The 11,278-nt window shown below is 75.4% G+C and carries 7 protein-coding genes and 1 pseudogene; all 8 read left to right on the forward strand.

The features are described from left to right. Positions 1-265, forward strand: a pseudogene (locus HCN56_RS18740) (TOMM precursor leader peptide-binding protein); the annotation flags it as partial. A gap of 82 nt (positions 266-347) precedes the next feature. Then, positions 348-2,282, forward strand: a complete 1,935-nt coding sequence (locus HCN56_RS18745; RefSeq protein ID WP_167972687.1) for a TOMM precursor leader peptide-binding protein — start codon at positions 348-350, stop codon at positions 2,280-2,282. 101 nt (positions 2,283-2,383) lie between these two features. Further along, complete coding sequence (locus tag HCN56_RS18750) at positions 2,384-4,000, forward strand: nitroreductase family protein (RefSeq protein WP_167972677.1); 1,617 nt, start codon at positions 2,384-2,386, stop codon at positions 3,998-4,000. Between the two features lie 188 nt (positions 4,001-4,188). Then, the gene (locus HCN56_RS18755) at positions 4,189-6,951 is read left to right on the forward strand and encodes a lantibiotic dehydratase (protein ID WP_167972689.1); all 2,763 of its coding nucleotides are present in this window, start codon (positions 4,189-4,191) and stop codon (positions 6,949-6,951) included. Further along, the gene (locus tag HCN56_RS18760) at positions 6,948-8,114 is read left to right on the forward strand and encodes a lantibiotic dehydratase C-terminal domain-containing protein (protein ID WP_167972679.1); all 1,167 of its coding nucleotides are present in this window, start codon (positions 6,948-6,950) and stop codon (positions 8,112-8,114) included. The genes HCN56_RS18755 and HCN56_RS18760 overlap by 4 nt, the downstream gene beginning before the upstream one ends. Then, a complete protein-coding gene (locus tag HCN56_RS18765) occupies positions 8,111-9,238 on the forward strand; it encodes a peptidase M50 (protein WP_167972681.1) in 1,128 nt (375 codons plus the stop codon). The genes HCN56_RS18760 and HCN56_RS18765 overlap by 4 nt, the downstream gene beginning before the upstream one ends. 98 nt (positions 9,239-9,336) lie before the next feature. Then, positions 9,337-10,254: an ABC transporter ATP-binding protein gene (locus tag HCN56_RS18770; protein ID WP_167972683.1), complete on the forward strand. Its 918-nt coding sequence runs from the start codon at positions 9,337-9,339 to the stop codon at positions 10,252-10,254. Between the two features lie 129 nt (positions 10,255-10,383). After that, entirely contained in the window at positions 10,384-11,139 is a 756-nt protein-coding gene (locus tag HCN56_RS18775) for an ABC transporter permease (RefSeq protein ID WP_167933481.1), read from the forward strand. Positions 11,140-11,278: the final 139 nt, after the last annotated feature.

The raw sequence follows: 11,278 nt of genomic DNA on the forward strand, positions 1-11,278 counted from the left end.
CCTCGGCGCCGTCCAGCTCGCGGTGGAGGGCGCGGCCGACGCCGACGCGGTGGCGCCGCCGCGCGACCTCGACCCGCGGGTCCTCGCGGTCGGCGAGGCGCCGGCCGAGCCGGCCGGGGCCACCACCTTCCCCGAGGTGCTGGAGCGGCTGCGGGCGGCGGGCCGCGACGCGCTGTACGTGCCGACCACCCCCGCGGACCTGGCCGTGGCCGACGTCCACACCGCCCGGGTGCTGCTGACCGAGGGCGGCAACGGTGACCACTGAGACCCGTCCGGCCTCGCCGGGACCCTCCGCCGACACGGCCGCAGCCGGTTCCCCGGCGCTGACCTGCCGTCGCTTCGCCGGGATGCTGCGTCGCGCGCTGGCCGCGCTGGGCTGCGAGCAGACCGCTGTCGCCGTGCGGGAGTTGGGCGTCCGCGACGCCTTCGCCCCCGGTGCCCACCGGTGGGGCGGTTACGGCGGCGAGCCCGGCGACGGCGGCGACGGCGCCGACGCCGGGGTGCCGGTCGCGCTCTACGGCCGGCACGCCGTCGTCGGGCCGCTGCCCGGCGCCCGCGCCTGCCCGCACTGCCTCGCCCGGCGGTGGCAGGGGGTCCGCTCCCTCTCGCTGCGCGAGGCGCTGGAGCTGGGCTCCGGCACCCGGTCGGTCGGCGCCTCGCCGTACGTCACGCCGTTCGCGGCGGACGCGCTGGCCGGGCTGATCGCGGGCGCGCTCGCCGCCGAGCTCCCGGCGGCCGCCGACGGCGCGGCGGGCGACGGCAGCCCCTACGACGACGTATGGCTGCTGGACCTGGCGACGCTGGCGGTGCGCCGCCACCAGCTGGTCGCCGACCCGGAGTGCCCGCGCTGCGGGGAGCCCGAGGCCGACTCCGCCGAGCGCGCCACCCTGGAGCTGCGCCCGGCACCGGTCCACCGGCCGGGCAGTTCGCGGGTGCGCGACATCGACTCGTACGACCTGCCGACGGCGCCGTGGACCAACCCGCTCTGCGGCCCGCTGGGCCCGTCCGTCGTCTACGACGTCTCCTCGACGACGACCTCCGCCACCATCGGCTGCTTCAGCATGCGCTCCGGCGACTACCTGCGGGAGACGTTCTGGGGCGGCCACGCCGACACCTACGGCGAAAGCGTCCGCGTCGGCGTGCTGGAGGGGCTGGAGCGGTACGCCGGGATGCGGCCGCGCGGCGCCTTCGCCGCGGTGCGGGGCTCGCTGAACGACCTCGCAGAGCAGGGCCGGGCGCTGGTCGACCCCCGCGACGTCGGCCTGTACGCGCCCGAGTTCCACGCGGCCAACCCCGAGGTGCCGCCGTTCGCCGTGGACCGCGAGATCCCCTGGGTGTGGGGGTGGTCGCTCCGGGACGAACGGCCCGTCCTCGTGCCGCAGATCCTCACCTACTACCACACGCCGGGGCTGGCGAACCGGTTCGTGCAGGAGAGCTCCAACGGCTGCGCCTCCGGCGGATCGCTGGAGGAGGCCGTCTACTTCGGCCTGATGGAGGTCGTCGAGCGCGACGCCTTCCTGCTCAGCTGGTACGGGCGGGCCGCGCTCCCCGAGATCGACCCGCGGACCTCCCGGCGGCGCGCCACCCGGGAGATGGTCGACCGGCTCGCCATGTACGGCTACGAGGCCCGGTTCTTCGACACCCGGCTGACCTTCCCCGTCCCGGTGGTCACCGGCGTCGCGGTCCGCTTCGACGGCGGGCCGGGCCGCATGTGCTTCGGCGCCGGCGCGGGGCTGGACCCCGAGGCGGCGATGGCCGGCGCGCTGTGCGAGATCGCCACCGACGCCGTCAACCTCGCCGAGCGGCTGGAGCGCGACCACGACCGACTGCACGCCATGGCGATCGACTTCGACCGGGTCGCCGCGCTCCACGACCACCCGCTGGTCTACGGCGTCCCGGAGATGGGCCGGTTCGCGGAGTTCCTCATCGGCGCCCCCGGCGACCCCCGGCCCGCGGCGCGGTCGCTCGCCGACACCTACGGCGACGGCTCCGTGCCACCGCTCAGCGGCGACGTCCGCACCGACCTCCGGTTCTGCCTCGACGCCGTCACCGCCGCCGGGTTCGACACGGTCGTCGTCGACCAGACCATGCCCGAGCAGCGGCGGCTCGGGCTGCACACCGTGAGCGTGCTGGTGCCCGGCCTGGTCCCCATCGACTTCGGCTGGTCCCGGCAACGCGCGCTGCGCATGCCGCGGATGCGCACCGCGCTGCGCGAGGCGGGACTGCGGGACACCGACCTGACGCCCGAGGACCTCAACCCCGCTCCCCACCCGTTCCCGTGACCCCGACACCCGCCCGGGCGCCTGCCCGGCAGCCGTCCCGCGGCGGGGCGGCCACCGCCCCCGCCGCAGCCGCCCGCGCCACGCACGAGAAGGAGCACCCGATGGGTGAGGCCCACGCCTACGCCACCGCGATCATGAACCGCGGGCGGACGCCGATGGAACCGGTGGACTTCGTCCCGAACTGGGCCGACGGCCCCCGCAAGAGCAAGCTCTACCGGGGGACGGACACCACCCCGCTGCCCGACGGGGACTACCCGGCCCACGCCTCGCTCCAGCGCGCGCTGGACCCCGCCGACACCCCGCCGGACGCCGCGGACCCGTTCGACCTGGACGCCCTCGGCGGCATGCTGCGCGACTCCTACGGCGTCACCGGCCGCCGCCTGGGCGTGCAGGCCAACACCGACCTGCCCGCGCTGCCGCACTACCGCATGGCCACCTGGTCGCGGGGGAGCGCCGCCGGCGGCGGGCTGTACCCCGTCAGCGTCTACTGGGTGAGCGGCGCCTCCGGCCCGCTCACCCCCGGGGTCCACCACTACGCGACCAGCCGCCACAGCCTGCAGCGGCTGCTCACCGGCGACGTCAGCGGCCGTGTGCGCGAGGCACTGGGCGAGCGCGCGCCCGGCCCGGAGACCGACCAGTACCTGGTGCTGGGCGTCAAGTACTGGCAGAACGCCTTCAAGTACAACAGCTTCACCTTCCACGTGGTGAGCATGGACGTCGGCGCCCTGCTGGCGACCTGGCGGCTGTGGGCGCGCGCCCGCGGCATGGAGATCGAGCCCGCGCTGTGGTTCGACGAGCACCGGCTGACCGACCTGCTGGGCGTCGGCGCCGAGGAGGAGGGCGTCTTCGCGGTCGTCCCGCTGCGGTGGCGCCGCGACGCCCACCGCCCGTCCGCCCCCACAGCCACCGGCGGCACGGTCGCGGTGACCGCCTCCGACAGCGAACGCTCCCGCACGGTGCACCGGTTCGAGGACGTCACCACCATGCAGCGCGTCACCGCCGGCCGGGCCGCGGACCGCCCCGCGCCCCAGGACCTCACCGCCGCGCTGCCGCTGCCCCCCGACGCCGCCGGGCCGCGCGTGGCGCTGCCCGAGCCGGCGCCGCTCACCGCCGACGTCCGCAGCGCGCTGCGCTCCCGCCGCAGCAGCTTCGGCCGGTTCGACGCCCAGCAGCCGATGACCGCGGCCGAGTTGGCGGCGACGCTCCGCGCCGCCCACCTCGGCGCGGAGCTGGGCGGCGACACCGCCACCGAGCCGGGCGGCCCCGGCCTCACCGGGCTGTACGTCTTCGTCAACCACGTCACCGGGATCGCGCCCGGCGCCTACCGCTACGACCCGTACGACCCGGAGGGGCCCGCGCTGCGCGGCGTCGTCGACCGCGCCGGCGGGCCGTTCCTCCAGCGCAACTACTTCCTCGCCAACTACAACCTGGAGCAGGCGGGCGCCGTCCTGGTACCGGTCGCCCGCACCCACGCCGTGCTGGACGCCGTCGGCGACCGCGGCTACCGCCTCACCAACGCCCTCATCGGCGCCACCGCCCAGGCCACCTACACCGCCGGATCGGCGCTCGGCCTCGGGTGCGGCGTCGCGCTGGGCTTCGACAACATCTCGTACGCCGAGGAGCTGGGACTCGACGCACGCGGCGAGTCCGCGCTGCTGATCATGATGGTCGGCCGGGAGCGCCCACGGCCCGCCGACTTCCGCTACGACCTGGCCTGACCCACCGCACCGCCCGTACCGGAAGGAGTTCCGCCGTGACGCCGCCGCCCGCGCAGCCCCCGGCCCAGCCCACGACCCCGGCGCCACCCGCGCCCCTCGCGCCGCCCGCCGCGCCCCCGTCCACCGCCGCCTCCCCCGCGGGTGCGCCGGCCGACGCGGCCCGCCCGTGGGAGGTCGGCCGGCCGTTCATGGCCCGCGTCGCCGGGCTGCCGGTGGAGACGGTGGGCCGGCTGCGCTGCCCCGCCACCCGCCGCTGGGCACAGGAGGTGCTGGCGGAGACCGCCCGGTCGGCGGCGGCCGGCGCCGACCTCGGCGACCTGCTGCACGACCTCGTCGGTGAGGAGTCCGAGCCCGCCGGTGACGGCGGCGCAGCCGACATCACCGCCACCACCGAACGCCGCCGCCTGCTGCGCCTGCGGCGCGAGGTGTTCAACAACCGCCTGCCGCGCGACCCCGACGCCGACCTGGCGCTGGTCACCGCCCGCAGCCCCCACATCGGGTCGCTGCTGGCCGAGTGGCTCGCCGAACGGGCGCGGCTGACCGCCCGCGAGGCGGAGGGCACCGTGCTGATGGCCGAGGAACTGGCCAGGACACGGGCCGAGTTGCGCGGCATCGCCCGGGAGGACCGGCTGCGCAAGGGCGTGCTGCTGGCGTCGCCCACCCTCGACGCCCAACTCGACTCCTTCGTGCGCTCCGACCCCGCACGCCCCGACAAGCGCGCCCGGAAGGCGGAGCGCTCGCTGCTCTCCTACCTGTACCGGACCGCCTGCAAGACCAGCCCCTTCTCGACCTTCACCGGCGTCAGCCTCGGCGAGTTCACCGACCCCGCCACCCCCGGACCGCACCCGCGGAGCCTGGACCTCGACGGCGCCGACGGCGGCGAGTGGACCAGCCACCCCCGGCTCAACGTCCTCGCCCTGGACCGGGTCGCCGAGGCCGTGCTGGCCGACCCCGCCCGCCGCGCCGACCTGCCCGTCGCCCTGGCCTCCGGCTGGGGCCGCGACGCCGACCGCGTGCGGTACGTCCGCCGGTGGGTCACCGCCGGCGACGACGACACCGCCGTCACCTTCGACACCGTCACCGACCGGCTGTTCTTCCTGCGGCGCAGCGGCACCCTGGAGAAGATGCTGCGGCTCTTCGAGGAGCGCCCCGCGCTGCGCTACGGCGAGTTGGCGGTCTGGCTGGCAGCCGAGGAGGGCGCCGGCCCCGAGGAGGTCGAGCAGTACCTCTCCGCCCTGCTGGGCCTGGGCATGGTGCAGACCCCGACGCTGCGCACCGGGGTCCACGACACCGACCCGCTGCGGGCGTTCGCCGACGCGCTGACCGAGCTGGGCAGCGACTGGGCGCTGGAGACCGCCGAGGCGCTGCGCGGCCCGATCCGCTGCCTCGCCGAGTTCCCCGACGCGGGCCCCGCCCGGCGCCGCGAACTCCTCGCGGAGCTGCGCGACGGGCTGCGCGCCGTCCAGGAGGGGCTCGGCGTGGCGGAGCCGCGCGTCCCGCAGACCACGATGTACGAGGACGCCGTCGGCCCGGACGTCCGCACCCCCTACCCCGCCTGGTCCCCGCTGCTGGGCGGGCCGCTGCGCGCCGTCGAGAGCGTGCTGCCCGCCTTCGACGTCACCCTGCCGCAGCGGTTCACCCTGCTCGGCTTCTTCCTCGCCCGGTTCGGGCGGGGCGGGCGCTGCACCGACCTGCTGAAGCTGGTGCACGACTTCCACGAGGACCTCTTCGACCAGTACATCTCCATGACCTCCCGCCGCGTGCCCTTCGACGACCACGGGCGGTACGTGCCGGAGGAGAACTGGCTCGGACAGCGGCGGCTGCGCCAACTGGACGACGCACGCTCGCTGTTCGCGGACCGGATGAAGGAGCTGTGGGCCCGCGACGGTGAGGCGGAGGAGATCGCGCTGGACGCGGGGCTGCTCGCGGAGGTGGCGGACCGGCTCGGTGACGCCGCCCCGCCGTTCTCCCTCTACAGCCACCACCTCCAGCTGGTCGAGCCGGCCGGCGGCGCGGCGCCCTCGCTGGTGCTGAACCGCTCCTACGGCGGACTCTCCTTCCCCTTCAGCCGGTTCGCCCACTGCTACGAGGGGAGCGAGGCACCGCTCGCCGACCGGCTGCGCGACCAGGCACGCGAACTCCAGCCGGACGGCTCGGTCTTCGCCGAGGTCACCGGCGGCAGCGTCACCAGCAACCTCAACCTCCACGGCCGGCTGACCGACTACGAGATCGTCTGCCCCGGCGAGACCTCCTCGGTGCCCGAGGAGTACCGCATCCCGCTGGAGGACCTCGCGCTGGAGCACGACCCGGCGCAGGACCGGCTGGTGCTGCGGTCGCAGCGACTGGGCCGCGAGGTGGTGCCCGTCTACCTCGGCTACCTCGTGCCGCTGGCGCTCCCGGAGATCCCGCGCACGCTGCTGCTGCTCTCGCCCACCTCGATGGCGCGGGTGGACCCCTGGGGCGGCGTCCCGGCCTCCGCCGCGGCGGACGGCGTGACGCGCCGCCCGCGGGTGCGCCACGGCGCGGTGATCCTCTCCCGCCGGTCCTGGAACGCGCCCGCCGCCGCGCTGCCGCTGCGGAGCGCGGACGCCACCGACGCGGCGTGGTTCCTCGGCTGGCAGCGCTGGCGCGAACGGCACCGGCTGCCGGCCCGCGTCTTCGCGACCGTCTCCGGCGGCGGCGCCCGCGGCGGGACCGCCGCCAAGCCCCAGTACCTGGACCTGGACAGCGCGCTGTCGCTGACCGCCTTCGAGGCGCTGCTGAAGAACGCGGACGCCACGGTGACCTTCCGGGAGATGCTCCCGGACGAGGACGACCTCCACGCCGTCTCCGGCCGGGGCCGCCACGTCGCCGAACTGGCGGTGGAGACCGTCGGCCGCGGCCGGCCGGCGCCCGCCGCCACCGCGCCCGCGGCAGCCGCCGCCACCGACACCGCAGGGGGAGACCGATGACCGAGCCCACCACCGCCACCGCCACCGCCGCGACCGGCGCCACCGCCACCGCCGTACCCGCCGCCGGAGCGGCCGACGGCCCGGGGGAGTGGCAGGCCACCCACATCTACTACGCCGCCAACCCCCGGCCGCTGCTGCTGGACTGCGTCCGCCCGCTCGTCGCCTCCCTGGAGGCCGACGGGCTGCTCGCCGACTACTTCTTCATCAACTACTGGCTGGAGGGCCCGCACCTGCGGCTGCGGATACGGCCCGCCCGCCCCGGGGCCGCGGACGAGGTCCGGGAGCGGACGGAGGCCGCGGTGGCCCGCTTCCTCGCCGAGCGCCCCGCGCTCTACCAGGTGGACTCCGGCTTCCTCAACGAGTTCTACAACAAGCTCTTCGAGATCGAGTTCTCCACCGTCGCCCGGGAGCAGTACACCGACGACGAGGGCCGGATGAACCTCCAGCCCAACAACTCCTACCGCGCGGTGCCCTACGCCCCCGAGTACGGCAAGTACGGCGGCCCGGCCGGGATCGACCTCGCCGAATGGCACTTCCGCCGCTCCAGCGACCTGGTGATCGACGCGCTCGCCACCAAGAACCTCCACCTGCGCACCGTGCTGCTGGGGACCTCCTCCCAGCTGATGACGGTCATGGCCGCGACCTTCCTCCCCGACCGGGAAGCCGTGGCCGACTACATGGAGGACTACTACCACTTCTGGCACCGGGCCTTCCCCGACACCGGGTTCATCGGCTCCACCGAGTACGACCGCCGGTTCACCGACGTCGCCCCGCAGCTCGACGCCTGGTACACCCGGGTGCGCGCCGCCGTCACCGAGGCGGACGCCGCCGGCCCCGGCACCCCCACCGCCGGCCTGCCCGCCTTCCTCGCGGGCTGGGCCGACCACTGCCGCGAACTCCGCGACCGCGTCGTCGGACTCGCCCGCGAGGGGAAGCTCGTCTTCCGCGCGCCGCACGAGGAGAGCGAGCAGGTGGTGACCGACCCCCGCGACGCCCTCGTCCGCCTGCTCTCCCCCTACCTCCACATGACCAACAACCGGCTGCACGTCACCATCCAGGACGAGGCGTACCTCTCCCACATGTTGGCCCGCACCCTCACCGAGTACCCCGCGCTGCGGGCGGCGGCAGCCGGGGCGGACGGCACGGAGGCGGGGACGGCGTGAGCGGCCCCGCCACGACGGCCGGCGGAGCCGGGGCCGCGGCCGAGTACCGGCCCCGGCTGCGGGAGTCGCTGCTCGTCGGCGACCCGGTCCTCCACGGCGCCCGCACCGTCCACCTGGTGAAGGACCCCGACAGCGGGCGCTCCTTCGAGCTGGGCGTCAAGGAGCACTTCCTCGTCTCCCGCATGGACGGCACCCGCACCCTGCAGGAGCTGGGCGCCGACTACGCCGCCGCCTACGGCAAGCGGCTGGGCGACGGCCACTGGGGCAGCCTGCTCTCCACCCTGGGCAGCCGCGGCCTGCTCGACGGCTCCCCGGCCCCCGCCCCGGCCGAGGAGCAGCCCGAGCGCACCAACGGCCTGCTCTCCGGCTCGGTCCGGATGGTCGCCGACGCGCCGCGCACCGCCGCCCGGCTGCACGCCGCCGTCCGGCCGCTGCTCAGCCGGCCCGCGGTCGTCGTGCTGCTCCTCGCCTCGCTCGCGCCGGTTGCCGCGGTCGCGGCACGCTTCGCGGACGTGGCCGCCGGCACCGCCCGCACCTTCACCGAGCCCGCGATGCTGTTCGCGCTGGTCGCCCTGGTGTGGCTCTCCACCGCGCTGCACGAACTGGCGCACGGCGTCACCGCCCACCACGCCGGCGGCCGGGTCGGGGAGATCGGCCTCCGCTGGCGGCTGCCGGTGGTCATCATGTACTGCACCGTCGAGGACTTCGCCCATCTGCCCTCCACCGGCCGCCGCGTGGCGGTGGCGGTGGCCGGCGCCGTGGTCAACCTGCTGTTCCTGCTGCCGTTCCTCGCGCTCTGGCTGCTCGCCCCGCTGGACGGACTCACCGCGGACCTGCTGGCCGCGCTGCTGCTCATCGGCGTCGTGCAGGCCCTGATGATGCTGCTGCCGATCCCGCCGCTCGACGGCTACAAGATCGTCGAACAGTGGACACACACGGCACAGTTGGCGGCATCGGCGCGGACCTGGATGATGCTGAGGGTCCGCCGGGACCCGGCGGCCACCGCCTACCCCGCACGGGCCCGGCGCGTCTACGGGGGCTACGTCGCGCTCGTGTTCGCCTCGCTCGCCGTGCTGGCGACCGGTGGCGGCCTGCTGGTCCACGCCCTGCTGACGGCCACCTGACCGCCCACCGTCCACCGTCCGCCGCGCGGGGCCGCCCGCCCCGCACCGACCCCCACCGCAGCCCCGCCCCCGCGACGGCAGAACCCAAGGAGAACCCCGTGTCACCCACCGCCGACCCCGCCGGCGCCACCGCCGTCGAACTCACCGACGTCCGCAAGAGCTACGGCGCCAAGCACGCCGTGGACGGCGTCACCCTCACCGTCCCGCGCGGCGAGTTCTTCGGCCTGCTCGGGCCCAACGGCGCGGGGAAGACCACCCTCGTCGAGATCATGGAGGGGCTGCGCAAGCCCGACGCCGGCACCGTCTCGGTCCTCGGTCACCAGCCGGCGCGGCGGGAGAAGAGCCTGCTGCCCCGGCTCGGTGTCCAGACCCAGTCCTCCGCGTTCTTCGTGCGCCTGACCGCGCGCGAGCACCTGGAGACCGTCGCCGCACTCTACGGCGTCGCGCCGGACGCCGTCGGCACCACGCTGGAGACCGTCGGCCTCACCGCCCACGCCGAGGTCCGCGTCGACGACCTCTCCGGCGGGCAGCGGCAGCGCCTCGCCATCGCCTCCGCCCTGGTCCACGAGCCGGAGCTGATCTTCCTCGACGAGCCGACCGCCGCCCTCGACCCGCAGGCCCGCCGCGACCTCTGGCAGGTGCTGCGCGACCTCAAGGGCGCCGGCCGCACCATCGTCTACACCACGCACCACCTGGACGAGGCGCAGGAACTCTGCGACCGCGTCGGGATCATGGTCAACGGCAGCATCACCGCCCTCGACACCCCCGGCCGCCTCATCGCCGCCGGCACCGGCAACACCCGGCTCCTGGTGCCCGCCGCGCGCCTCCCGCTGGACACCGCCCGCACCCTGCCCGGCGTCGAGACCGCCACCGTGGACGGCGACATGGTCGTACTCGTCACCACCGACTCCGGCACCACCCTCGCCGAGGTCGCCAAGGTCGCCGGGCTGGAAGGCGTGCAGACCCGCACCGTCAGCCTGGAGGACGTCTACCTCCAGCTCACCGGCACCGCCTGACCGCCGCAAGCCCCCGCCCCGCCCGCGCGCCGGCGCCCGACGGGCCCTACGCGCCACCGACCCGGCCGGGCACCCCGGGGCCGGCACCACCGGCCCGCCGACGACCGAACGAACCACACGGAGCACCGCATGAGCGCCTACACGGCCCTGAGCCAGGCCGGCTACCGGGCCTCGGTCCGCGACAAGACCACCCTCTTCTTCACCTTCGCCTTCCCCTTGATCTTCCTCGTCGTCTTCGGCCTGATCTTCGCCGGACAGGCGCTGGAGGACAGCGGCCGCACCTACATCAGCTACACCGCGCCCGGGGTCCTCTCCTGGGGCGTCGGCAACGCCGCCCTGTTCGGCATCGGTTTCGTCCTCATGCAGTGGCGCCGCGACGACCTCCTCCGGCTGATCCGCATGACCCCCACCTCGCTGCCGTCGGTGCTCGCCTCCCGCTACACCCTCGCGCTGGGGATCGGCGTCGTGCAGGCCGTGCTGTTCGTGGCCGTCGCCATGCTGCCGCCGTTCCGGCTGACGCTCGACTCCGGGTGGCCGCTGGCGCTGCCGGTGCTCTTCCTCGGCATCACCACCTTCCTCACCATGGGCGTCATCGTCGGCTCCATCGCCACCACCCCGGAGGCCGTCGCCGCCATCGCCAACTGCGTGATGGTCCCCATGGCGTTCCTCTCCGGCTCCTTCCTGCCGATGGACATGATGCCGGGGTGGATTCAGGCCGTCTCCTGGGCGCTGCCGCTGCGGTACTTCAACGACGCCATCTCCGCCGCCCTCGTCGGCTCCGGCGACATGGGCGACATCGCGGTCGGCTGCGCCGGACTCCTCGCCTTCACCGTCGTGTTCGGCGCCATCGCCCTCAAGACCTTCCGCTGGAGCAACCACTCATGACAGCAGTCACCAGCGACACCGCGCCGGCGCCGGCCGCCGTCCCGACGACGGCCGGGCCCTTCGCGGCCGCCCGCGACCGGCTGGAGCGGCTGCTCGCGGAGCGGCACGCCCGCGAGGGCCGCCCGCCGCTCCTCGGCGC

It is taken from the genome of Streptomyces lonarensis, from assembly GCF_012033735.1.
GTDB classification, from domain to species: Bacteria; Actinomycetota; Actinomycetes; order Streptomycetales; family Streptomycetaceae; genus Streptomyces; species Streptomyces lonarensis.

What these genes read in the sequence shown, in the direction of transcription:
- HCN56_RS18760 (WP_167972679.1), top strand. Translation starts at nt 6,948, where the DNA reads ATGACCGAGCCCACCACCGCCACCGCCACCGCCGCGACCGGCGCCACC.
- HCN56_RS18750 (WP_167972677.1), top strand. Translation starts at nt 2,384, where the DNA reads ATGGGTGAGGCCCACGCCTACGCCACCGCGATCATGAACCGCGGGCGG.
- HCN56_RS18755 (WP_167972689.1), top strand. Translation starts at nt 4,189, where the DNA reads ATGGCCCGCGTCGCCGGGCTGCCGGTGGAGACGGTGGGCCGGCTGCGC.
- HCN56_RS18775 (WP_167933481.1), top strand. Translation starts at nt 10,384, where the DNA reads ATGAGCGCCTACACGGCCCTGAGCCAGGCCGGCTACCGGGCCTCGGTC.
- HCN56_RS18745 (WP_167972687.1), top strand. Translation starts at nt 348, where the DNA reads ATGCTGCGTCGCGCGCTGGCCGCGCTGGGCTGCGAGCAGACCGCTGTC.